General features: G+C 59.6%; 21 protein-coding genes. 13 read left to right on the plus strand and 8 right to left on the minus strand.

What is annotated here, in order from left to right:
• Positions 1-76: 76 nt before the first annotated feature.
• The 4 genes from LRS06_RS16180 to LRS06_RS16195 all read left to right on the plus strand — a co-directional run bounded on the left by LRS06_RS16180 (position 77) and on the right by LRS06_RS16195 (position 5609).
• The gene (locus LRS06_RS16180) at positions 77-3244 is read left to right on the plus strand and encodes a tail fiber domain-containing protein (RefSeq protein WP_257872425.1); all 3168 of its coding nucleotides are present in this window, start codon (positions 77-79) and stop codon (positions 3242-3244) included.
• A 93-nt stretch (positions 3245-3337) separates the two neighbouring features.
• A complete protein-coding gene (locus tag LRS06_RS16185; protein ID WP_257872426.1) occupies positions 3338-4681 on the plus strand; it encodes an amidase in 1344 nt (447 codons plus the stop codon).
• Entirely contained in the window at positions 4663-4968 is a 306-nt protein-coding gene (locus LRS06_RS16190; protein ID WP_257872427.1) for an amidase family protein, read from the plus strand. The genes LRS06_RS16185 and LRS06_RS16190 overlap by 19 nt, the downstream gene beginning before the upstream one ends.
• Positions 4969-5066: 98 nt before the next feature.
• On the plus strand, positions 5067-5609 hold the full coding sequence (locus LRS06_RS16195; RefSeq protein ID WP_257872428.1) for a DUF6252 family protein: 543 nt from the start codon (positions 5067-5069) through the stop codon (positions 5607-5609).
• Positions 5610-5706: 97 nt separating this feature from the next.
• On the opposite strand, the gene LRS06_RS16200 is transcribed toward LRS06_RS16195, so the two are convergent.
• Complete coding sequence (locus tag LRS06_RS16200; protein ID WP_257872429.1) at positions 5707-5940, minus strand: hypothetical protein; 234 nt, start codon at positions 5938-5940, stop codon at positions 5707-5709.
• A gap of 138 nt (positions 5941-6078) precedes the next feature.
• Positions 6079-6624 carry a hypothetical protein gene (locus tag LRS06_RS16205; protein ID WP_257872430.1) on the minus strand — a complete coding sequence of 182 codons (546 nt, stop codon included), beginning with the start codon at positions 6622-6624 and terminating at the stop codon, positions 6079-6081.
• Positions 6625-6696: 72 nt separating this feature from the next.
• Between LRS06_RS16205 and LRS06_RS16210 the strand changes: the two genes are divergently transcribed.
• From LRS06_RS16210 to LRS06_RS16220, 3 genes are read left to right on the plus strand one after another with little or no spacing between them, the layout of a single operon-like run.
• Complete coding sequence (locus LRS06_RS16210; protein ID WP_257872431.1) at positions 6697-7296, plus strand: Uma2 family endonuclease; 600 nt, start codon at positions 6697-6699, stop codon at positions 7294-7296.
• Positions 7297-7319: 23 nt separating this feature from the next.
• Complete coding sequence (locus LRS06_RS16215; RefSeq protein WP_257872432.1) at positions 7320-8153, plus strand: hypothetical protein; 834 nt, start codon at positions 7320-7322, stop codon at positions 8151-8153.
• 53 nt (positions 8154-8206) lie between these two features.
• Positions 8207-10117, plus strand: a complete 1911-nt coding sequence (locus LRS06_RS16220; protein WP_257872433.1) for an ABC-F family ATP-binding cassette domain-containing protein — start codon at positions 8207-8209, stop codon at positions 10115-10117.
• A 303-nt stretch (positions 10118-10420) separates the two neighbouring features.
• Here the strand turns inward: LRS06_RS16220 and LRS06_RS16225 are convergent, their stop codons facing one another.
• Positions 10421-10894 (minus strand): hypothetical protein, encoded by a 474-nt coding sequence (locus tag LRS06_RS16225; RefSeq protein WP_257872434.1) that lies wholly within the window; start codon positions 10892-10894, stop codon positions 10421-10423.
• 505 nt (positions 10895-11399) lie between these two features.
• Here LRS06_RS16225 and LRS06_RS16230 point away from each other — a divergent pair.
• From LRS06_RS16230 to LRS06_RS16245, 4 genes are all read left to right on the plus strand, one after another.
• On the plus strand, positions 11400-12755 hold the full coding sequence (locus LRS06_RS16230; RefSeq protein ID WP_257872435.1) for a DUF5103 domain-containing protein: 1356 nt from the start codon (positions 11400-11402) through the stop codon (positions 12753-12755).
• Between the two features lie 211 nt (positions 12756-12966).
• A complete protein-coding gene (locus LRS06_RS16235) occupies positions 12967-14271 on the plus strand; it encodes a sodium:proton antiporter (RefSeq protein ID WP_257872436.1) in 1305 nt (434 codons plus the stop codon).
• Positions 14272-14456: 185 nt separating this feature from the next.
• Positions 14457-15923 carry a M48 family metalloprotease gene (locus tag LRS06_RS16240; protein ID WP_257872437.1) on the plus strand — a complete coding sequence of 489 codons (1467 nt, stop codon included), beginning with the start codon at positions 14457-14459 and terminating at the stop codon, positions 15921-15923.
• 95 nt (positions 15924-16018) lie between these two features.
• Positions 16019-17449, plus strand: coding sequence for a M48 family metalloprotease (locus LRS06_RS16245; protein WP_257872438.1), 1431 nt, complete (start codon positions 16019-16021; stop codon positions 17447-17449).
• Between the two features lie 61 nt (positions 17450-17510).
• On the opposite strand, the gene LRS06_RS16250 is transcribed toward LRS06_RS16245, so the two are convergent.
• The 3 genes from LRS06_RS16250 to LRS06_RS16260 all read right to left on the minus strand — a co-directional run bounded on the left by LRS06_RS16250 (position 17511) and on the right by LRS06_RS16260 (position 19772).
• Positions 17511-17987: a hypothetical protein gene (locus LRS06_RS16250; RefSeq protein ID WP_257872439.1), complete on the minus strand. Its 477-nt coding sequence runs from the start codon at positions 17985-17987 to the stop codon at positions 17511-17513.
• 92 nt (positions 17988-18079) lie between these two features.
• Entirely contained in the window at positions 18080-19180 is a 1101-nt protein-coding gene (gene ychF / locus LRS06_RS16255) for a redox-regulated ATPase YchF (protein ID WP_257872440.1), read from the minus strand.
• 229 nt (positions 19181-19409) lie between these two features.
• Entirely contained in the window at positions 19410-19772 is a 363-nt protein-coding gene (locus LRS06_RS16260) for a PUR family DNA/RNA-binding protein (protein ID WP_257872441.1), read from the minus strand.
• Between the two features lie 272 nt (positions 19773-20044).
• Here LRS06_RS16260 and LRS06_RS16265 point away from each other — a divergent pair, with 272 nt between their 5' ends.
• Together LRS06_RS16265 and LRS06_RS16270 are read left to right on the plus strand one after the other, a co-directional pair.
• Positions 20045-20959, plus strand: a complete 915-nt coding sequence (locus LRS06_RS16265; RefSeq protein ID WP_257872442.1) for a DUF58 domain-containing protein — start codon at positions 20045-20047, stop codon at positions 20957-20959.
• Positions 20960-20989: 30 nt separating this feature from the next.
• Positions 20990-21199, plus strand: coding sequence for a hypothetical protein (locus tag LRS06_RS16270; protein ID WP_257872443.1), 210 nt, complete (start codon positions 20990-20992; stop codon positions 21197-21199).
• Between the two features lie 9 nt (positions 21200-21208).
• On the opposite strand, the gene LRS06_RS16275 is transcribed toward LRS06_RS16270, so the two are convergent.
• Together LRS06_RS16275 and LRS06_RS16280 are read right to left on the minus strand one after the other, a co-directional pair.
• On the minus strand, positions 21209-21826 hold the full coding sequence (locus LRS06_RS16275; RefSeq protein ID WP_257872444.1) for a DNA-3-methyladenine glycosylase: 618 nt from the start codon (positions 21824-21826) through the stop codon (positions 21209-21211).
• Positions 21827-21843: 17 nt separating this feature from the next.
• Entirely contained in the window at positions 21844-22497 is a 654-nt protein-coding gene (locus LRS06_RS16280) for a metallophosphoesterase (RefSeq protein ID WP_257872445.1), read from the minus strand.
• Positions 22498-22528: the final 31 nt, after the last annotated feature.

The raw sequence follows: 22528 nt of genomic DNA on the forward strand, positions 1-22528 counted from the left end.
TGCGGGTTGCGGCGCGGGGTGCCGGGAAAGAGCTTTGTGGCTGATGCCTTCTCATGCTCTTTTTCCGCGCTCCGCTATGAAGAAACCACTACGCTATCTGTGCCTGCTGATAACCATGCTGGGCAGCTTGCCGGCCACCCGGGCGCAAACCACCGGCGGAGTAGGCATCGGTACCACAACCCCCGCTGCCTCAGCCCTGCTGGACTTAAGCTCCACCACCAAAGGCCTGCTGGCCCCGCGCATGACAGCCGGTCAGCGCGCGGCTATCCAGAGCCCGGCTCCGGGCCTGCTGGTGTACCAGACCGATGGCGTGCAGCTGGGCTTCTGGTACTACTCGGGCACGGCCTGGACTTACCTGAACCCCTCTCCGGCCGGCGACAACCTGGGCAACCACACCGCCACGCAGAGCTTAAATCTGGCGGGCAACAGCCTCGTCGGGGCCAGTCGCCTCGACCTGCTGGCCGGGGCCGACAACGCCGGCGGCAACGACCCCGGCAGCATTGCTTTTCAGTACGGCGGCGGCGGCTACCGCCACTGGTTACGCTCCCGCCACAACTCATTGATGACCAGTGGCAACGCCTTGGATTTCTTTCTCAACAACGCGGGCACCGCTACTGGGAGTAGTGCGCCAGGCATAGGTAATATTCAGGTACTTACGCTGCAAAACTACAACGGCGTGGGCCGCGTGGGCATCGGCACCACGGCGCCCACCCAGCCGCTGGAAGTGGCGGGCAACGTGCAGATCAGCGGCAGCGGCAACGGGTTGAAATTCCCGGACGGCACCACGCTGACCACCGCCCCCGTCGCCGATAACCTGGGCAACCACACCGCCACCCAGAACCTGAACCTGGGCACGAGCCAGCTGGTGGGTAACGGCGGCGGCAGTGGCCTGAGCATCAGCAACGGCGGCAGCGTGGGCATCGGCACCAGCACCCCCAATGCTTCGGCCCAGCTCGACGTAACGGCTACCAACAAAGGATTTCTGCCCCCGCGCGTAACTCAGGCGCAGCGCGACGCCATTGCCAATCCGGCCGCCGGGCTGGTCGTGTTCAACACCTCAACCAACCGCCTGAGTTTGTTTGACGGCAGCTACTGGACCGAAACCATCGGCACGACCCAGTCATTGGAAGGTTCCCGCGCTTGGACGGTGCCCGCGGGCGTGACCAGCGTGCTGATTGACATGGCCGGCGCTGAAGGCCAGGCGCGGCAGTCGTTGAACCCGGTGGGCTCCCCGATTATTTCGCCGGGCGGCAAGGGCGGGCGGGTACAGGCCACCCTGGCCGTTACCCCCGGCACCCGGCTCTACCTGAATCAAGCCACCAGTTTTAGCCAGGCCAGCTCCGTATCCTATATAGGGGCCAACGGCACCGAAACCTTTCTGCTGGTGGCCGGGGGCGGCGGCCAAGCGGGCAGCATCCAGTTTTACCAGGTTACCGGGGCCCCACCGGTGCAAGCGGGCGGGGCGGGCGGCGGCCTGACCGGCGCGAACGGCTCCCACGGCGCTGGCGCTGGCAGCCAGTCGGCCGGCGGGGGCGTCGGCGGCACCGGGCACGGCAGCAGCACCGCCATTACGGCTACGGCCGGTAGGTTGCGCTACGGGGGCACCGGCGGCCAGACCCGGAGCGTTAACGGCCTGGGGACTACCATCTACAACGGCGGCGACGGCGGCGACGGGTACTACGGCGGCGGCGGGGCCCGCCCGCTGGGCGGCGGCGGCGGCGGCAGTTCCTACGCCGACCCCACCGTTGCCACCAACGTGATTCACACCCAAGGCTACCAGACCGGCAACGGCTACATTCGCCTGACGCCCAACCGGCCCGCCGAAGCACCCGCCATCAGTCTGACCCAGGCCGAGACCGGCCAGGCCGACGGGGCCATTCTATTCAGCGACAACAACCGGCTGGCCGGCAACCCCAGTCAGCTGATCTGGGACAAAGCCAACAACCGCCTGGGCCTGGGCCTCAACACCAGCGGCAGCAGCGCCACGCTGGCTTTCGGCACCAGCACCCGGCAGATGCTGAACCTATGGGGTACCGCCTACGGCATCGGGGTGCAGGACAACACCCAGTACTTCCGCTCGGGCGATGGTTTTGCCTGGTACACGAGCGGCTCACACAGCAACACGCAGTTCGACGCGGGCGGGGGCACCATGCAGATGATGCTCAAAGACGGCCGGCTGGGCATTGGCACGGGCTTCAACAACGCCGCGCTGCCCAACGGCCCGCTGGAAATCCGCCAGAACAGCCCGTACATCGTGCTGCACTCGCCCAACAACTCGTGGGCATCCCTCGGCCTGGATGCATCCGACAACTACAAGTTTAAGATTGGCGAAGGCGCCGCCTTCTCTGGTAATACCGCCGGCACCAACTGGTTGACCATTAGCAATGCCAACGTGGGTATTGGGACTGCCAACCCCATCTTTCCGCTGGATGTGCAGCGCACCGTTACCCCCGGCAATTATGCCTACGCCTACTTCGCAGCGGCCCCCAACGGCACGTTTAGCAGTGGCTCTACGGGTAGCAGCACCGGCCCGGTGAGCATCCGCGCCACGGGCCGGGTGCTGGCCACCGAGTTCAACGCCACCTCCGACCGCCGCCTCAAAACCGTTATCGGCCTGAGCAACGCGGCTCAGGACCTGGCCCTGCTCAACCGCATCCGCATCACCGATTACACCATGCGCGACCGGGTGCAGTACGGCAGCCGGCAGTTCAAGAAAGTCATTGCCCAGGAAGTCGAGCAGGTGTTTCCGCAGGCCGTGAGCCAGCACAGCGGCTTTTTGCCCGACGTGTACGCCCTGGCCACGGCGGCCACGCTGCTCCCTGGCGACTCGCTCGTACAGCTGACTCTGCCTGCGGCCCCCGCTACGCCAGCCCAAGCCGGCCAGCGCGTCAAGCTCATTGGACAGGCGGGCGATGTTACCGGCACGGTAGTACGCGCCAGCGGTAAGGTGCTGGTGCTGCGCGGTGCCCGGCAGCTGGCCGGCCAGCAGGTGTTCGTGTTCGGCCTGGAGCATGCCGACGTGCGCACCGTGGACTACGAGGCCCTGGCCATGCTGAACGTGAGTGCCACGCAGGAGCTGGCCCGCCGGGTGGAGGCCCTGGAAAAGCAGAACGCAGCCCTGCGTCAGCAAGCCCAGGCCCAGCTCACCCGGCAGCAAACGCAGGCTACGGCGGAGCTGGCCAGCCTGGCCGAGCGGCTGAAGGCCTTGGAAGCGCTGCTGGGAGCCAAGGCCGAGGCCCGGTAGCGTCCGGCTTGCGCGGGCTGGCCGGGGCACCTCAGCTCAGGCATTCGGAAATGTGGGGGGCACGGGTCTATCTTACCGCCAAATCCTTTCCTGATGAACCGCCGAATCTTCCTGCGCAACGGCTCCCTGGCCGGCCTCACCCTCGCCACGTTTTCGCTGCCCGCTTGCTCGTCCAGCACCAATAAGCCCGCCGTGGCCGCCGATGGTGAAGCTGGCCTGGCCAACGACGCGTTTGAGCTGCAAGAAGCCACGGTGGCCGGCCTGCAGGAGAAGATGCAAAGCGGGGAGCTGACGGCCCGCCGGCTGGTGGAGTTGTATCAGGCCCGTATTCAGGCTATCGACCAGGCCGGCCCGCGGCTGAATAGCGTGCGCATAGTGAACCCCGACGCCCTGGCACTGGCCGACCAGCTGGATGCGGAGCGCAAAGCCGGCAAGGTGCGCGGGCCGCTGCACGGCATTCCGGTACTTATCAAAGACAACATCAACACCCACGACCAGCAGCCTACCACGGCCGGCTCGCTGGCGCTGGCGGGCAACAAGGCGGCCCAGGATGCCTTTATCGTGCAGAAGCTGCGGGCGGCCGGGGCCGTGGTGCTGGGCAAAACCAACCTGAGCGAGTGGGCCAACTTCCGCTCCACACGCAGCACCAGCGGCTGGAGCAGCGTAGGCGGTCAGGTGAAAAACCCCTACATCCTCGACCGCAGCCCCAGCGGCTCCAGCTCCGGCTCGGGCGCGGCGGCGGCGGCCAACCTCTGCGCCCTGGCCATCGGCACCGAAACCGATGGCTCCATTGTGTCGCCGGCCTCGTGCTGCGGGCTAGTGGGACTGAAGCCAACGGTGGGCCTCTGGAGCCGCGCGGGCATCATCCCCATATCGGCTACCCAGGACACGGCCGGCCCCATGACGCGTACCGTGCGCGACGCGGCCCTGCTGCTGGGCGCCCTGGCCGGCCCCGATGCCGCCGATGCTGCCACCCAGGCCGGCGCCGGCAAAGCCCAGTTCGACTATACTGCTTTCCTAAAGCCCGATGCGCTACGGGGCAAGCGCCTGGGTGTAGAGAAAAACCACCTCACCGGCACTTCCGACTCGGTACCCATGCTGCAGGCCGCGCTGGCGGTGCTCAAGGCCCAGGGCGCCACCATTGTGGAAGTGGAGGTGGAAAAGCTGATTGACCCATTGGGTGAGGATGAGTACGAAGTGCTGCTTTACGAGTTCAAGGACGGCGTAAACCAGTACTTGTCCACGGCCGGCGCCCCGGTCAAAACCCTCACCGACGTTATCCGCTTTAACACTGAAAACAAGGCCAAGGCCATGCCCTTCTTCCAGCAGGAAATCCTGGAAATGGCCGATAAGCTGGAAGGCCTGCAAAGCACCAAGTACCAGGCCGCCCGGCGCAAGTCGCACGAGGGGCGCAGCGCGTGCTCGACAAAGTGCTGACCGATAACCGTCTCGACGCGCTGGTGGCCATTACCAACTCGCCCGCCACCGCCATCGACCTCATCAACGGGGACTCCTGGAAAGGTCCGGGCTTCTCGTCGCCGGCTGCTATGGCGGGCTACCCACACATTACGGTGCCCATGGGGCAGGCGCACGGGCTGCCCGTGGGGTTGTCGTTTGTGGGGACGGCCTGGCAGGAAGGGCCGCTCCTGGGGCTGGCTTACGTCTACGAGCAAGCCACCAAGAAACGGGCTGCACCGGCGTTCCGGGCACCGTTTGTGGGGTAGATGAAAGGTTAGGGCGCCGGCTTTTGCCAGAGGTGGCACGGCTTTCGTATGCCCAGCAGTAGCGCTGGCGCGTAGCCGGCGGCTTTACCTGCTGAGCTATGAGACGTTGGCTGCCGGTGCTAAGCACCGTACTACTGTTATTGACTGGGTGTAAGAAAGATGACGCCATGCCCGATCAGGGCTTGCCGCCGGCTACAACCTCCGGGGCCGAAACCCTGGGCTTTCAGCTGAATGACGACGCCTGGGTGCCCGGGGGCCAGCGCTGCGGCATCTACGGCTGCACCGACAATAAAGTGGAAGCCTCGGCCTACATCCAGGCGGGGCGGCTGCATCTGCAGGTAAGTGCGGCCCGCACCGGCTTTCAGCTCGACCAGGCCTTCACGCTCACCCTGGACTCGTTGGTGGGCGTGGGCACCTACCCGCTGGATGCCCCGCAAACCCAGCTTACCTTTGCCGATAACCGCCAGGGCACCACTTACCAGAGCAGCGCCCGGCTCGACGGCAGCGTCACCATCACCAAAATTGATACCGTGGCCTGGATTGTATCGGGCACCTTTCGGGGCCGGCTGGCCAACGTCGATAAGCCGGCCAGCACGGTAGAAATTCAAGCGGGCCGGTTCGACGTGCTGTATAACCGCTGATTGGGCGGTAGCCCTTTACCTCATAAAACCAGCCGCCCCGCTTCCGCAGAACTGAATCCTGCGGAAGCGGGGCGGCTGGTTGTTGTGCCAACAAAGGCTATTCCTTGTCGTCGGCGGGCTGCTCCCGGCTGGACTTGGCCGTGGAGGAGGTGGCGCTGCCCGAGCCGCCTTCTTCGTTGGCTTCGGCGTCCAGGTTCAGCTCATAGCCTCCGCTGCCATAGGTTGGTTTACCGGCCGTCTGGCCTACCGTGCCGCCTTCCTGCCGGCCCTGGGCGGCATTGGCGGAGCGGTCATCGTTTTCGTCGGGAGTAATGGAAGGGGCAGTTGCCATGGGTTCGGTTGTTTGGATGGATGGATACGAGCTGTATACGGCGGCGTGACGCCTGGGTGCCGGAAATGTGGCCCTCTGCTGAGTATCGAGCTTATTTTCAACTCATCAGGTTGAGGAATGACAGCGGGCTGGACGCTTTCAGGGAACGTATTGCTGCGACAGGCTGATGGCCTGCCCGCGCCGGGTTTCGATGATGAAGGGCGACAGTTCCAGGGCCTGCGGGTCTTTTTCCTGCAACTGCGCGGGGGTGGCGGGGTACTGCTCCAGACCGGTTTCGGCGCTGCGCCACAGCGTGATGGTGGCCGCCGGACTCAGGCGTAGGGTGCGCAGGCGCGGCTGCTCGTTCACGATGTAGTAGTCGTTGAAGACGGAGTAGGTGGTGTCGCCGTTGGCCTTCACGTCTACGGCAGCGTCGCCCCGGCGGCGGGCGGCGGCCACGGCGGCCTCCCCACTCAGGAACTGGATGTAGTCCACCGTCACGTAATATTGGCCTTTCTGCTGGTAGAGACGCCGGATGTAGCCGTGGTTGCGGCCGGTTTCGCCCACGGTTTCGGTGGTCGATACCTCGGCCAGAAGGTTGGGCGGCAGGGTTTCGGGAGTTTGGTTGGATGCCGTTTCCCGCTCGGTGGAGGTGCAGGCGCTGAAAGACAGGAGGAGGGTGGCAGGCAGGAAGAGCAGCTTCATGCCGGAGTGTACGCGGGCAGGGGAGAGGCGGTTTGCTGCTTATCTTTACCCCTGCCACGTACAACCTGCTCTATGGCTCCGATAACCGATATATCCCAACTCGACCTGACGCGCCGCTACACCTACGCCGACTACCTCACCTGGCAGCTAACCGACTGGGTGGAGCTGATTCGGGGAAAAGTGCGCCTGATGAGCCCGGCCCCCAAGCGGCGGCACCAAGACATTACGCGCAATATGGAGCTGCCGATTATGCAGTTTCTGCGGGGGCAATCCTGTAAAATCTATCACGCCCCCTTCGACGTGCGCCTCGTGCGCAGCACGCCCAACGGCGACGCCAGCATCGAAACCGTGGTGCAGCCGGATATCTGCGTCATCTGCGACCCGCAGAAGCTCGACGACCGGGGCTGCCTGGGCGCCCCCGACTGGATTATCGAAATCCTCTCGCCCGGCACCGTCTCCCGCGACACCAAGGAAAAATTCGACCTCTACGAGGAAGCCGGCGTGCGTGAGTACTGGATGGTTACGCCCGAGCAGCGCAACGTGGTCATTTACCTGCTGGGCGACGACGGCCGCTACCAGCTGCGCGGCGAGTTCTACACGCCCGGCGCTATTCCGGTAGCCACGCTGCCGGAGCTGCAGATGGAGTGGGCGGAGGTGTTTGAGGGTGTTTAAATTTCAATTTTAATTTGTTAGTAATGAATCATCCAACTGGTGTTAGCTCAGAACTTTACGAAGTTTACTCAGTCTATTTGGATAGAGTTATTGTCCTAAAAGGCATGCTATATCACGTGGTAAATATTTTTAAGGATAAATCAGAATCTATTGTGTCAAGAGAAAACAATTTGCCTAATTTTCTATCCGCAAGCTCACTGGTAATTGGGGACTTGACAGGCCCTGACGAAGATGGATGGAAACTATACTATCATACAGGTAAAAATTATATTGTACAAAGTAAGTTATATGAATCAGAGATAAGAAACTATGAAGTCAGGGAAGCTAATTACTCTGTAATTCAAGCTTATGAATCGTTTTCAACTTTTCTTAAAGATATAGTAGCTTCATACTTGTTTCTTAATAAGGATTTTCATTCCATAAAGCATGTTGAGTATAATTCGTCATTAATTGACTATAAAGAAAGTATGAGGAAATATAATTCGGGTCGTAATAATAAAGATCTATTCAAACTGATTAGAGAATTATCTGGTTCGTTTAGAAACGGAGAAAATAATAATGGTGCCGGTATGGATATTTATGAATGGTATCAGGCGCTGTCCGTTATTAGACATGCTTTAGTACATAGCGAAGGAGTTATAAAAGGTAAGACCATTGGCGAAATTAGTAGTACTCAAAAAGGGATATTGCATGGTGAATTTTGTGACAAAACTTGTAGCAATGGCTATATTAATGTCAATATGACTATTGATGTTGCAGATAAGACATTAGAAAGAATAGCCGAATTGGCCTATTTTGTCTTTAAATGCTTGTCTATTGAAATCGGTAAAGAGTGGAGAGTAATGAAAGGACAATAAGCATCCCTCCCCCCAAACCCGTACCTTTGCGGCCTGATACCCCGCAAAGTAGGATGATTTCCATTACCGACCTCGACTTTCACTTCGGCTCGCGCACGCTCTACGACAAGGCCAGCCTCCACATCAAACCCAAGGATAAGATTGGCCTGATCGGGCTCAACGGCCGGGGCAAATCCACGCTCCTGCGCATCTTGGTGGGCGAGTACAAGCCCGACGGCGGCTCCATCTCCATGAGCAAGGACGTGAGCCTGGGCTTCCTCAACCAGGATTTGCTGAGCTACGACTCCCACGAGCCCATCCTGATTGTGGCCATGCAGGCCTTCGCCGAGGCCCTGGACGTGCAGAAGAAGATTGACGAGGTGCTGCTGGAGTTCGAAACCAACTACACCGACGACCTGGTGGAAAAGCTGGCCGCGCTGCAGGACCGCTTCGAGTCGCTGGGCGGCTACACCATGCAGGCCCGCACCGAGGAAATCCTGGAAGGGCTGGGCTTCACCACCGAGGAGCTGCAGAAGCCGCTGAAGCTGTTTTCGGGCGGCTGGCGCATGCGCGTGATGCTGGCCAAAATCCTGCTCCAGCAGCCTTCTTTGCTCCTCCTCGACGAACCCACCAACCACCTGGACTTGCCGAGTATCAAGTGGATTGAAAACTACCTGGCCGGCTACGAAGGTGCCGTTATCATCGTGAGCCACGACCGGGAGTTCCTGGACCGCACCACCAACACCACCGTGGAAGTGACCGGCGGCAAGCTGGTGCCCTACGCCGGCAACTACAGCTACTACCTCGAAGAAAAGGAGGAGCGCAACGCCATTCAGAAGGGCGCGTTCGAAAACCAGCAGGCCCAGATCAAGCAGGCCGAGCGGTTTATCGAGCGGTTCAAAGCCAAAGCCAGCAAAGCCAAGCAGGCCCAAAGCCGCGTGAAGGCCCTCGACAAGCTGGAGCGCATCGAGGACGTGGCCCAGGCCGATGCCAAGGTGAACATCAAGTTCAACTTTACCGTGACGCCCGGCCGCCACATCCTGCGCATGGAGCACGTGAGCAAGAAGTACGGCGAGAAGCTCATCTTCCGCGACACCCACGTGCACATCGAGCGGGGCGACAAAATTGCCCTCATTGGGGCCAACGGCAAGGGTAAATCCACGCTCATGCGCCTGGTGGCCGGCTCGGAGGCGCCCACCAACGGCAACCACCAGTTGGGCCACAATGTGATAATGTCGTTCTACGCCCAGCACCAGCTGGAAAGCCTGCGCATCGAAAACGAGATTCTGCAGGAAATGGTGGAAGCCGGCTCCAAGCGCTCCGAAATGGAGCTGCGCTCGGTGCTAGGCTCCTTCCTGTTCACCGGCGACGAGGTGTACAAGAAAATCAAGGTGCTGAGCGGGGGTGAGAAGAGCCGCGTGGCCCTGGCCAAAACCCTGATTTCGGAGGCCAACTTCCTGCTGCTCGACGAACCGACCAACCACCTGGACATGCAGTCGGTGAACATCCTGATTCAGGCCCTGGACCAGTACGAAGGCACCTACATCGTGATTAGCCACGACCGTTTCTTCGTGGAGAATGTGGCCAACAAAATCTGGTACATCGAGGACTACCAGCTCAAGGAGTACCCCGGCACCTACGCCGAATGGGAGCAGTGGATGGATGACCGTGAAAAGGCGGCCAAGAAAGCCGGTCTGCCCAGCCCTTCGGCCTCGAAGCCGCTGCCCAAGGAAGAGAAAAAGGTAGACGCCAGCCCCGCCAAAACGCCTTCGCCCGACCAGAAAAAGGCCCTGAAGGAGCTGGCCGAGGTGGAAAAGAAAATCGAGGAAAGCGAAAAGGAGCTGGCCCGCTACGAAACCCAGCTCGCCGACCCGCAGATTTACCAGAACGCCGCCCAGCTCAAGGACGCCACCCTCAAATTCGAGCAGGTGAAAAAAGAGCTAGCCCAGCTCAACGACCGTTGGGAAATGCTGGCCGAAATGTAACCGCCTGCCTCCATTACCTCAAAAAGCCCCACCTGAAACTGCTGGTTTCAGGTGGGGCTTTTTACTTTTTAATTGTCAAACGTTAAAGTGTTTATGAAGTTGTGGCAGTTGAAAAATGTCAGTTTAAATTAACTACAAAAGTAAAATAATGATTTGAAGCCAAATGCTGAACGTCCCGCCACAATTTTATAAACACGCTGTTAGCGGTAGTTTTGTTCTGCATCTTGAGCAAATTCCCTTAATTTTTGGTCCCGAGTTTCATCTTTTGCAATTTGTCTCACTAATTCAATATGTTTTTCCTTGTCATATCTCAAAAGGCCTAATATGCATTCTGCATATGTCAAAAAAAAAGTCTCCACGTTCTTCAAGTTTCTTCAGCTGTATTTTTTCAGCCGCTTCTGATTCATAGAATTTCAACAGATTAGCTGATTTCCACGCAATTTCTCCTGTGTTGTCAAGAACCCAGATTTGTAATTTGTTTATGAGGTTTTCTGGAATGTCAAACTCGTCATTTACAGAGCTTTCGTCTAACAAATTTATTGCAGCATAAAGAAAGTCGGTCAGCCAACTATCACCTTTGTCTGACAAACTTATTGTCAATAAAAGTGGATTAATAAAAGTAGAGTTCTTTAACGCACTTAAAAGAGATGCGAATTTGTTAGTATTCTTTATTTTTTTCGGTTTAGAAATTAAGTCTTTTACTTCGGTTTCAAGTGCTCCGAAATTGTCAACTAACAAGTCGTAAAGAATTTCAAGTCTTTGGTCTATGTCTGTCATTATTTTGGTTGGTCGTAAAATTACCGCTAACATCCCTATTGCCGATGGTGGTGAGGGTGTTTGAGTTTCGGTAATATACGCTCTGTACGCAATAGTCTTTCGGCAATAGCGCTGACGTTGGGCTTATTGCCGAATCATGGTCTTTACAACCCGAGGCTATCAAGGGGAGAAGCAGGCCGGCTGCGTTGGGCCACATAGGTGTAAATTTCAGTGGTTTTAATGCTACTGTGCCCTAAAAGATCCTAGACAACGCGAATGTTGGTACCAGCCTCCGGTAGATGCCGGACGCCTCCAATCAACTGTGGCTCAGCACCCCGGAGCGGCTTGTAGGCAAAGCGTTTATTTTTTCCGAAACCCCTACACACGTGTAGGAGAAAAAATATTTTTTCGCCGGATTCCTACAAACCTTGTATGAATCAGGAAATTTCCCCCGGACTTTCCTACAACTGCCGCGTCGCCCCGCCCGGCACCCGCAAACCGCGTTCTGCCCGTACCTTCGCAGTCTATGCGTTACTTCGCTCGTCTGCTCCCGGGGTTGCTGCTCGCCAGCGCCGCCTGCGTGCCCCTGGGCACGCCCATCACCGACCCTAATGCTACCGGCCCGGCCCGCAGCACGCCCGTGGCCGCTGCGCCCGCGCTGCGCTACGAGGATGTCACCTACTCGCCCAACGTGCGCTCGGTGCAGTGCTACGTGGCCACGGGGCAGGCTACGGAGGTGTTTTCGGCGCCGGTGGTGTCGCTCAGCCAAGAGCTGCCCGTCACGTTGGAATTTGACGTGCTGGGCGCCCAGGGCCAGCGTCTCACGGCCCGGCTGGTGCACTGCGATGTGGACTGGAAGCCTTCCATTCTCACAGATATGCAGTTTCTGAGCGAGATAAACGAGCAAACCCTCACCGACTACCGCACCAGCGTGGGCACCAAGGTGGCCTACTACCACTACCGCGCCCAGCTGCCCCGCGTGAAGATTTCGGGCAACTACCTCTGGGTGGTGCAGAACGGGGCCGGCGCACCGCTGATTTCGCGCCGGGTGCTGGTATACGAGAACAGGGTGGAGGCCTTTCTGCAGCCTGGGCCGCTGGCAGCCGGCCAGCAGCGCTACACCCACCAGCAGCTCAACTTCGGCATCCGCTATGGGGGCTACCCTATTATCAACCCCGCCCAGGAAGTGAAGGTGGTGTTGCGCCAGAACTTCCGCTGGGACAATGCCCGCTACAACCTGCGTCCCACCTTCGTGCGCGACGCCGAGCGGCAGCTCGACTACCAGTACTTCAACTTCGAAAATGCCTTCCCCGGCTTGAGCGAGTACCGCTTTCTGGATCTGCGCTCCTTCCGGGCAAGCGGGGCCGGGGTGGCCCGCATCAACCCCGATGCCGACCCCCGCGAAGCCGACCTTATGCCCGAGGCCTCCCGCAACGGACTGGCTTATTCCCAGTACCCCGACGTGGACGGGCAGCGCGTATTTGAAAGCCGCGAGTATGGCAGTGGCGACACCAACGGCGACTACCTCGACGTGACCTTTCACCTGCGCGCCCCCCAGCCCGCGGCCGGTCCGGTGTATGTGCTGGGGGCCTTATCAGACTGGCAGCTGCGCGACGAAAACAAGCTCACTTACAACGCCGAGGCCCAGGAGTACCAGGGCCGGCTATTCCTCAAGCAGGGCTACTACAACTACAGCTACGCCGTGGGAGGCGCGCCAGTGGCCAACGAAGTATACTTTGAGGGCAGCCACCAGGAAACCGAAAACCAGTACGACCTGCTGGTGTACTACCGTCCGCCCGGCACCCGCACCGACCTGCTCATCGGCTACCGCGCCGTGGCCGTAGCCAATGCCCAGATCATCCAGCTCAACCAGGGGCGGTGAGGCGGCTTGATTTTGGCCGTCATGCTGAGCGGAGTCGAAGCATCTCTACCGCTTCGTTGAACGATGCAGACGAAGCGGTAGAGATGCTTCGACTCCGCTCAGCATGACGGCTTGTTGTAGCAGACAGGCCACTGCCCTCGGCCCCATTCCAGCCACTACGGCCGAGGTTGCGTAAGTAGAGGCTCCCGTTGTCTCTGCTTATCCCCGCTGCATGTCGTTGTATAACCTTGGGCTGGTGGTGCTGGGCGTGGCTATTCTGGCCGTGGCCTGGCTGCCTTCGCTGCTGAAAAAATATCCGCTGTCGTACCCCGTCCTGTTCGTGGGGCTGGGGGCCTTGGTGTACGCGCTGCCGCTGGGCTTGCCCTCGCCCGACCCCGTGACGCACTCTGCCTTTGCCACTCACCTCACCGAGCTGTGCGTGATTGTGGCCCTCACCGGCACGGGGCTGAAAATCGACCGGAAGTTTTCCCGGGTGCGCTGGCGGGCCCCGCTCAAGCTGGTACTTATCCTGATGGTGGTGTCCATTGCCGGCTTCTGGGTGGTGGCCTGGCGATTGGCCGGGCTGGGACTGGCTTCGGCTGTGCTGCTGGCCGCCACCCTCGCGCCCACCGACCCCGTGCTGGCCGGCGACGTGCAGGTAGGCAAGCCCGGCGAGGGCCGCGAAGACAACGTGCGCTTTGCCCTTACCGGCGAGGCCGGCCTCAACGACGGCCTTGCCTTTCCCTTCGTGTACCTGGCGCTGGCCCTGCTGCCGGCGGCCGTTCCCATAGCAGAACGCCTCACCGACTGGGTGCTGATGGATGTGCTTTACCGCGTGGCGGCGGGTATTGCGGGTGGCTGGCTGGCTGGCAAAGCCATGTCTTTTCTAATTTTTGACTTGCCCCACCGCATCCGCATCAACCCCGAGGCCTATGGGTTTGTGGCCCTGGCCGTCACGCTCACCGCTTACGGCGTTACGGAACTGGTGCACGGCTACGGGTTTCTGGCCGTGTTTATTGCCGCCGTTACGCTGCGTACCCACGAGCGCAGCCACGAGTACCACACCGAGATGCACGAATTCACGGACCAGCTGGAGCGTCTGCTCATCGTGGTGATTCTGATTTTGTTTGGGGGCGCGCTGGTGCGGGGCCTGCTGGAGCCGCTGACGTGGCGCGGGGTAGGGCTGGGGCTGTTTCTGCTGTTTCTGCTGCGGCCCATGGGCGGCATGCTCACGCTCTGGCGCAGCCGCCTGAACTGGCGCGAGCAGCTGGTTATTTCGTTTTTCGGGATTCGCGGTATCGGTTCCTTTTTCTATCTGGCCTACGCCATCAACAAGCAGGCATTCCCCGATGCCCGCGAGCTGTGGGCTATTACCGGCTTCACGGTACTGGCCTCCATCATTCTGCACGGGGTGCTGGCCACGCCCGTGATGAACTGGCTGGACCGCTACCACGGTCGGCCTACCACGCAGGAGCTGGATGAGCAGGCGCAGGCCGGGGAAGGGCCGCCCAAGCAGTCCTCTGCCGCCCCGCGCTAGCGGCCTGCCAACCCGGGAAAACCCACCCGCTGAGGCTCCCGGTGTAACCTCGGCGGCGGCCCTACGTTGCTGGCAGTACCTGTGGCGGCTGGTCTCCCTTCCTGGCCGCAGCAGACTTACGTTTCTTTTCTCTCCCACCTGGCTTGCGGCGCTTCGGCGCGGCTGGCTGCTGTACTCTCTCCCGTATGAAACCGCGTATTCTCTTCCTAAGCGGCAGCGTGGCTGCCTCCTTGCTGTTTAATTCCTGCGCTACCAACCCCGTCACCGGCAAACGAGAGGTGATGCTGGTGTCGGAAGGGCAGGAGTTGGCTATGGGCCAGCAGTCGGACCCGGCCGTGACGGCGCAGTTTGGGCTTTATCCCGACGATAAGCTGCAGAAGTTCATCAATGAAAAAGGCAAGCAGATGGGCGCCATTTCGCACCGCCCCGAGCTGACCTACAATTTTCGCGTAGTTGATTCGCCCGTTATCAACGCCTTTGCCGTGCCCGGTGGCTACGTGTACTTTACGCGGGGCATCATGGCCCACTTCAACAACGAAGCCCAGTTTGCGGGCGTGCTGGGCCACGAAATCGGCCACGTCACGGCCCGGCACTCGGCCAAGCAGCAAACCAACGCCATCATCGGGCAGGTGGGATTGATGGGCGCCATGATTGCCTCGCCCAAGCTGGCCCAGTTCGGCGACCAGGCCATGCAGGGCATGCAGCTGCTATTTCTGAAATTCGGGCGCGACGATGAGAGCCAGTCTGACGAGCTGGGGGTGGAATATTCCAGCAAAATCGGCTACGACGCGGCCCAGATGGCCGACTTCTTCCAGACGCTGGAGCGTGAGCAGGCAAAAAGCGGCGCCGACCCCATTCCCGACTTCCTTTCCACCCACCCCAACCCCGCCGACCGCTACAACCGCGTGCATCAGCTGGCCGATCAGTGGAAAGCCGGCAACGGCAACCCCACCAACCTGCAAGTCAACCGTGACCAGTACCTGCGCATGATTGACGGCATCGTGTACGGTGACGACCCCAAGCAGGGCTTCGTGGAAAACAACGTGTTCTACCACCCCGAACTGAAGTTCCGCTTTCCGGTGCCTACGGGCTGGAAGCACCAGAATACGCCCCAGCAATTCCAGATGGCTGACCCCGGCGGCAAAGGCATGCAAATGCTGATGATGGCGCCCGGCAACACGCTCGAAGAAGCGGCCCAGGCCCTGGCCAAGCAGCTCAGCCTGCAGCCTACCGATTCCAAGAAAACTACCATCAACAACTTCCCGGCCCTGGCCTTCGTGGCCGACCAGGTGCAGCAGGATCAGCAAACCGGTCAGCAGGTAGCGGGCGTGCGTACCCTCACCTACCTGATTCAGGACGGCAAAACCATCTTCGCGCTGATTGGCGTGGCCGCGCCGGCCGATTTCGACGGGTTTGCGCCGCAGTTTACCAGCGTGGCCCAGGGCTTCCAGCGCCTCACCGACGCGGAAAAGCTGAACCGCCAGCCCGAGCGGGTACGCATCAAAAAGCTGACGCTGCGCAGCAACCTGGAAACGGCCCTGCGCCGCTACAATGTGCCCGAAAAGCGGCTGGAGGAAATGGCCATTCTGAACGGGATGCAGCTGAATGAGCAAGTGAATGCCGGCTCCCTCATTAAAGTAGTGGAAAAGTAGCCGCGCTCCTTTTGGCACGATGCCTGCGTAACGGAGCCCTGGCTGGTGCCCGTCAGGCGGGCTGCCGGCCGCCTTCCACTGTTTACTCGCTCCTCATGAAAACTTTCCTTTCCCGTTCTCTCCGCACCGGCGCTCTGCTGGGTTTGTTGCTGCCTCTGGGCAGCCTGGTAGGACCCGCCACGCCGGCCAGCGCCGTTGCCCCCGTGCAGGGCGCCCAGCCCGACCCGCAGGTAGTGGCCCAGTTCGGGGTGCTCGATAATGCCGCCCTTCAGCAGTTCATGGACCAGAAAGGCAGCGCCATGGGCCGCATATCTGACCGCCCCAACGACGTAAAGGGCTTTACGGTGCTGGATTCGCCCATCATCAATGCCTTCGCCACCCCCGATGGGCACGTGTACTTCACCCGCGGTATTCTGGCTTACTTCAATGATGAAGCCCAGTTCTCGGGCGTGTTGGGTCACGAAATTGGCCATATCACGGCCCGCCACGGCCAAAAGCAGCAGACGCGTTCCACCATTGCCAACGGTGCTATCCTGCTGGGTTCCTTGCTTTCCAAGCGCGTAGCCTCTCTGGCGCAGCCGGCCTCGCAGGTAGTGGGTTTGGGCTTGCTGAAGTACGGCCGCGACGACGAAAGCGAGTCGGACCAGTTGGGCGTAAAGTACTCCACCAAAATCGGGTACGATGCCTCGCGCATGGCCGACTTCTTCCAGACGCTGCAGCGCACCGAGCAGGCCAGCGGCGCCGCTAGTGTGCCCACGTTTCTATCGTCGCACCCCAACTCGGCCAACCGCTATTCTACCGTGAAAAAGCTGGCCGCCAATGCCAAGCAAAGCGCCGGTAACCGGGCCTTGGCCGTTAACCACAACGGCTATCTGCAGCGCCTCGACGGCCTGGTGTATGGCGACGACCCACGCCAGGGCTACGTGCAGAGCAACTACTTTTACCACCCCGATCTGAAAATACAGTTTCCGGTGCCTACCGGCTGGAAATCCCAGAACACGCCCCAGCAGTTTCAGATGGCCGAGCCCAGCGGTAAAGCCGTCCAGATTCTGACGGCCGCCCCGGGTAGCTCGCTCGATGAGGCGGCTCAGGCCCTAGCCAAGCAGCTGAGCCTGCAGTCGCCACAGGCTTCGCGCACGACGCTCAATGGATTCCCAGCTTTGGCCATCCAAGGCAATCAGGTAGGAGAGCAGGGCGTGACGGCGGCTACCCTGAGCTACATCATTCAGGACGGCCAGACGATGTATGCTCTCATTGGCATGTGCGGCCCGCAGACGCTCGGCACCTACGGCCCCACCTTCCAGCGAGTAGCCCAGGGTTTCAAGCGCCTCACCGACGCGGCCAAAATCAATAAAGCTCCGGAGCGTATCCGCCTGCGCACCGCCAAAGCCGGCCAGACCCTGGCTTCGGCCCTGGCTGCTAATGGCATTCCTTCGAAGCGCTATGAAGAACTAGCCATTCTGAACGGAATGCAAACCTCGACCAAGCTTACCGCCGGGCAATTGTATAAGGTGGTGGGTAAATAGCTTTAACTGACTAATATCCAAGAGAAAAGCTCGTGTTTAACACGAGCTTTTCTCTTGGATATTAGTCAGTCATCGGCAATATAATTTGCCTTGCATGCAAAATGCGGTAGCTACCATCAAAAAATCTATCAGTAGTAATAACTCCCCCTAATTTAATCGGAGTTACTTTTTCAACTATTAAACTGTTGTTCTCATCTGGAGCAAGTGTTAACTCTACCGCAGAAACATACTTCCATTTATTTTTCCTTTGAGTTATATAAAAAGAATCAGCAGTGCTTTCCCAAGATGTGCTTATTAAATTGAAATGAAACAAGCCCGTCCGCACTCGACGAGCTACATAGGATTTGATATTCAATATATTTTTCCCCAGAGAAATAGAGTCGCTAATATTGCACGGTATGAAGTAGTCAAAGCTAGTATGATTGCGGCTACTATCTAATATTAGAATGCCTTCTTCGTGAATCAAAGTTTGCCTATTTCCGCAGCATGTAAATGAAAATACTGCTAATAGAGACAACCAAGTGAATAAAGTTTTCATACAAAATTCTTTAAAGTAAGTGCCCCAGCCGAATAACGGCTGGGGCACTTATGTTAGTCTAAATGAGGTAATCTGATTTGTGTAGGACTGACTTACACATTGAACCGGAAGTGCATGATGTCACCGTCCTGCACCACGTACTCTTTCCCTTCCACGGCCATTTTTCCGGCTTCCTTGATTTTTACCTCGGTTTTGTATTCCTGGTAATCAGCCAGCTTGATAACCTCAGCGCGGATAAAGCCTTTCTCGAAGTCGGAGTGGATGACGCCGGCAGCGGCAGGAGCTTTGTCACCGCGGTGAATGGTCCAGGCGCGCACTTCCTGCACGCCGGCCGTGAAGTAGGTAATCAGGTTCAGCAGCTCGTAGGAGGCGCGAATCAGCTTGTTCAGGCCCGACTCCGTGAGGCCGTACTCAGCCAGGAACATTTCCTTTTCCTCGGGGTCTTCCATGTCGGCAATCTGCTCCTCGATGGCCGCCGATACCAGCACCACTTGGGCGTTTTCGGCCTTCACGTGTTCCCGCAGGGCGGCTACATGCTTGTTGCCGTCGGTGGCAATGCTGGCCTCGTCCACGTTGGCCACGTAAATCACGGGCTTGATGGTGAGCAGCTGCAAGTCGGCTACGGCTTCCAGCTCGGCTTCGTCGGCCGCCACGGCGCGGGCGTTCTGCCCGCCTTCCAGGGCTGCCTTGAAGCGCTGGAGTACGGCCACTTCCTTCTTGGCCACGGCGTCGCCCGCTTTGGCCGAGCGCTCCGACTTCACCAGCTTCTTATCGATGCTTTCCAGATCTTTCAGCTGGAGCTCGGTGTCGATAACGTCCTTGTCGAACACCGGGTCGACGCCGCCGGCTACGTGCACGATGTTGGGGTCCTCAAAGCAGCGCACCACGTGAATGATGGCGTCTACCTCGCGGATGTTGGCCAGAAATTTATTGCCCAGGCCTTCGCCCTTGGAAGCGCCCTTCACCAGGCCGGCAATGTCCACAAACTCGATGATGGTGGGCAGCACGCGCTTGGGGTTCACCAGCTTTTCCAAGATCTGCAGCCGCTCATCGGGCACGGTAATTACGCCCACGTTGGGCTCAATGGTGCAGAACGGATAGTTGGCCGATTCGGCCTTGGCGTTGGAAAGAGCGTTGAACAGCGTGGATTTGCCCACGTTCGGCAAGCCGACGATACCGCAGCGGAGACCCATATGACGGTGAAATAGTGAGTTAGTGAAATGGTGATTTGCACCGAAAGCGCAATTCGTGCGCAAAGGTAGGGCGTTTTGGGCGGGTTTGCTGCCTGTGGTTTTGGCAAGCTGCGCAGGTATGAAGAAGACCCCTGACGCAACGGCGCGCCGCTGCCTTCGGGAAAGCAGGGCGCGCCGGGGTAGTCGGGGCAAAAAGAGTAGAGTTTGTTTCGCTAGGCGCGGGGTAAGGTTAATAGGTGTCGTCGGCGCGATTGAGATTATAGCCGGCGTCGCCGGGGCGGCTGTCGTAGCTGTCGTAGGTAGGGCGGGGGCGGTCCAGCTCGGCCACTTCCTCTTCCGTCAGCAGCTCTTCGCGCACGTAGTCCACGGCGTCCTGCAGGGCATCCACGAATTTGGCAAAGTCCTCCTTATACAGAAAGATTTTGTGTTTTTCGTAGGAGAAAGTGTCGTCGTCGCGGAGGCGGCGCTTGCTCTCGGTAATGGTGAGGTAGAAATCCTGACCCCGCGTGGCTTTTACATCAAAAAAGTAGGTGCGTTTACCAGCTTTGATGCGTTGGGAGTAGATTTCTTCCTGATCTTGACGGTCTTCCACGGTAGTGCGAGTAGATTGGGATTATGCAAAACTGCTTAAAATGCTGACCAAAATAGGCACTTATCTATAGATATAAAAATTAAGAGGCCCTGCGAGCTAAGGTCCGTTCATAAAATAGGGCATTCCGGAAATTGTACGGCAGAAAGACCGGGGATTTTGCTTGCAGCTTTTTGCCGATATTGAAGGTCTTTATCGGCTATTGTGGAGATTAAAGCGGCCCGCAGCCTTTGTTGGCCGGCTCTCTTCGCATCGGCTTTCCGCAGCTTCTTCCCATGGCAAAACCCCTGGACCTGGCGGCCATCCGCTCGTTCGAAAACCTGGAATTCCTGGCCCGCCAACTGGTCGAAGGCTTCATTACGGGTCTGCACCAGTCGCCTTACCACGGGTTTTCGGTGGAGTTTTCGGAGCACCGCCTCTACAACCCCGGCGAAAGCACCCGCCACCTCGACTGGAAAGTGCTGGCCCGCACCGATAAGCTGTTTGTGAAGCGCTACGAGGAGGAAACCAACCTGCGCTGCCACCTGCTGCTGGACGTGAGCCCCAGCATGTATTACCCCGCGCCCGACTTCGACAAGCTACGCTTCAGCATTCTGTGCGCGGCGGCCCTCTGCACGCTCCTGCAAAGGCAGCGCGACGCGGTAGGCCTTGTCACCTTCGCCGACCAGGTGGAGCTGCAAACGCCGGTCCGCTCCACCAGCACCCACCGCCACACCTTGCTGCTCACGCTCCAGCAGCTGCTCCAGCGCCCCGTGGTGCGCCGCCCCACCGATGTAGCCGCCGTCATCCACCAGATTGCCCAGCAGATTCCGAAACGCTCCTTGGTGATTCTGTTCAGCGACATGCTGGGCCGCGCCCCCGAGGAGCAAACTGAGGCGCTGGCGGCCCTGCAGCACCTGCGCCACCAGCAGCATGAGGTGCTGCTGTTTCACGTAATGGACCGCGCCACGGAGGCGGATTTTGCCTTCCAGGAGCGGCCGTACTTGTTTGAGGACTTGGAAACCGGCCAGACCATCAAGCTGCAGCCCAACCAGGTGCGCGAGCAGTACCGCGCCGCCATGCAGCGCTACGAGCATGAACTGGCCCTGCGTTGCGGGCAGTACAAAATTGATTTCGTGCCGGTAGACATCCGGGAGCCATTTGACAAAGTGCTTTACGCCTACCTAGTGAAGCGCAACAAAGGCCGCTAAAACTTCCGGCAGCGCTGATTTTAACTGTATATGGAGCTTTCTGACGTTCTGTTTCTGCTGGTGGCGGTATGCCCGCTGTCGGCCCTTATCACGGTGTATATAGCCCATATGTACGGGCGGCGCTTCTGGCCGTGGCTGCTGTTCGGCTTCTTTGTGCCCATGCTGTCGGCCTTCGTGGCCATTGGGCTGGCCATGCGCGATGCCCGGCGGCGGGAGGCCATTGAACAGCAGGAAAAATAACCGGCGAAGCTACTGGGCCGGCGTGTTGTCCAACGACTGCCAGAGGTATTTGCTGGCCAGCGTGCGGTGCGGGCGCCAGGCTTCGGCTATTTCCGTCATGCGGCGCAGCAGGGCGCGGCCGGTTTCCTCCAGGCGGTAATGGCGGCGCATAGCATTCTGAATGCCCAGGTCGCCTTCCGGAAACACGTCGGGCTGATCCAGCGCAAACATCTGCAGCATCTGGGCAGTCCAGCGGCCTACGCCTTTTATCTGGGTGAGGTGAAGGGTGAAGTCATCGGCGGACAGCTGACTGAGGTGGGCGTGGTCGAGCTGGTCGCGCCGGGCAAAGTCGGCAATGGCGCGCAGGTAGCCCGCTTTCTGCCGCGAAATGCCAGCGGCGCGCAAGTCCTCATCCGATAAGGCCAGTACGGCCGCCGGCTCAGGGTAACCGTCGGGTGGAAACAGGGCCTGCACTTTGCGCCAGATAGCGGTGGCTGCTTTGGTGGAAATCTGCTGAGATACAATGGCCCGCAGCAGCGCCAGGTACAAATCCTCTTGGGCGCTGGGCTGGATGGGGCGTCCCCGGCGAATCAGTTCAGCCAGTACCGGATCGGCCTGGGAAAGGTGAGTGAGGGCATCGGAAGCCATAGGCAGAAAGCAAAAAGTCAGGCAATATCCCGGCGGCGCGTGGGCACCGTAAGCGTTTCCAGCAGCTGGCCGGCGGAACTGAGGCGCACCGCCGTCAGGCCCCGGCCAAGGTAGGCACCCGTATCAATATACAAGGCATCGGTGGCAGCATCAAACAGCGGTTTGCCATCGGCAGTAGGCGTGTGGCCGATGATCTGGCGCTTGCCTACGGGCCGCAGTGGGCCGCGCCGCCAGAGCACGCCATCGGGGTTGGTTTCGTGCAGCGGCTCGGGGGTGTCGGCCAGGCCGGCGTGGCTGATGAACAAGGCGTCGTTTTCCCAGAACAGCAGCCGGGAGGCCAGCCACGGCAGGTGCTCGGCCAGCAGAGCCGGCCGGCTTCGGTACTGCTGCAGGGTGCTGCGGCCACCCCAGCGCAGCCAGCCCGGGTGCGGCCCGGCGGGGCCCAGGTGCTGCAGCATCATGGCCTCGTGGTTGCCTTTCAGAAACACCGTTTGCGTGGGGTAGCGCCGGCTGAGGTCCACGGCCAGCGCTACGGCTTCGGGCACGTAGCGTCCCCGGTCTACCAGGTCGCCAGTTTGCACGAACAGCTCGGTGGCGGGCTGCCAGTGCCGCAAAAGCTCTTTAAAGGTATAATAACAGCCGTGTACATCACCGACTACAAACAGATTCATAGCGGCAAATAAGCAAATACCAGGCAACAGC

Origin of the sequence: Hymenobacter sp. J193, from assembly GCF_024700075.1 — a bacterium.
Lineage (GTDB): Bacteria > Bacteroidota > Bacteroidia > Cytophagales > Hymenobacteraceae > Hymenobacter.

What these genes read in the sequence shown, in the direction of transcription:
- LRS06_RS16180 (WP_257872425.1), top strand. Translation starts at nt 77, where the DNA reads ATGAAGAAACCACTACGCTATCTGTGCCTGCTGATAACCATGCTGGGC.
- LRS06_RS16185 (WP_257872426.1), top strand. Translation starts at nt 3,338, where the DNA reads ATGAACCGCCGAATCTTCCTGCGCAACGGCTCCCTGGCCGGCCTCACC.
- LRS06_RS16195 (WP_257872428.1), top strand. Translation starts at nt 5,067, where the DNA reads ATGAGACGTTGGCTGCCGGTGCTAAGCACCGTACTACTGTTATTGACT.
- LRS06_RS16200 (WP_257872429.1), bottom strand. Translation starts at nt 5,940, where the DNA reads ATGGCAACTGCCCCTTCCATTACTCCCGACGAAAACGATGACCGCTCC.
- LRS06_RS16205 (WP_257872430.1), bottom strand. Translation starts at nt 6,624, where the DNA reads ATGAAGCTGCTCTTCCTGCCTGCCACCCTCCTCCTGTCTTTCAGCGCC.
- LRS06_RS16210 (WP_257872431.1), top strand. Translation starts at nt 6,697, where the DNA reads ATGGCTCCGATAACCGATATATCCCAACTCGACCTGACGCGCCGCTAC.
- LRS06_RS16215 (WP_257872432.1), top strand. Translation starts at nt 7,320, where the DNA reads ATGAATCATCCAACTGGTGTTAGCTCAGAACTTTACGAAGTTTACTCA.
- LRS06_RS16220 (WP_257872433.1), top strand. Translation starts at nt 8,207, where the DNA reads ATGATTTCCATTACCGACCTCGACTTTCACTTCGGCTCGCGCACGCTC.
- LRS06_RS16225 (WP_257872434.1), bottom strand. Translation starts at nt 10,894, where the DNA reads ATGACAGACATAGACCAAAGACTTGAAATTCTTTACGACTTGTTAGTT.
- LRS06_RS16230 (WP_257872435.1), top strand. Translation starts at nt 11,400, where the DNA reads ATGCGTTACTTCGCTCGTCTGCTCCCGGGGTTGCTGCTCGCCAGCGCC.
- LRS06_RS16235 (WP_257872436.1), top strand. Translation starts at nt 12,967, where the DNA reads ATGTCGTTGTATAACCTTGGGCTGGTGGTGCTGGGCGTGGCTATTCTG.
- LRS06_RS16240 (WP_257872437.1), top strand. Translation starts at nt 14,457, where the DNA reads ATGAAACCGCGTATTCTCTTCCTAAGCGGCAGCGTGGCTGCCTCCTTG.
- LRS06_RS16245 (WP_257872438.1), top strand. Translation starts at nt 16,019, where the DNA reads ATGAAAACTTTCCTTTCCCGTTCTCTCCGCACCGGCGCTCTGCTGGGT.
- LRS06_RS16250 (WP_257872439.1), bottom strand. Translation starts at nt 17,987, where the DNA reads ATGAAAACTTTATTCACTTGGTTGTCTCTATTAGCAGTATTTTCATTT.
- ychF (WP_257872440.1), bottom strand. Translation starts at nt 19,180, where the DNA reads ATGGGTCTCCGCTGCGGTATCGTCGGCTTGCCGAACGTGGGCAAATCC.
- LRS06_RS16265 (WP_257872442.1), top strand. Translation starts at nt 20,045, where the DNA reads ATGGCAAAACCCCTGGACCTGGCGGCCATCCGCTCGTTCGAAAACCTG.
- LRS06_RS16270 (WP_257872443.1), top strand. Translation starts at nt 20,990, where the DNA reads ATGGAGCTTTCTGACGTTCTGTTTCTGCTGGTGGCGGTATGCCCGCTG.
- LRS06_RS16275 (WP_257872444.1), bottom strand. Translation starts at nt 21,826, where the DNA reads ATGGCTTCCGATGCCCTCACTCACCTTTCCCAGGCCGATCCGGTACTG.
- LRS06_RS16280 (WP_257872445.1), bottom strand. Translation starts at nt 22,497, where the DNA reads ATGAATCTGTTTGTAGTCGGTGATGTACACGGCTGTTATTATACCTTT.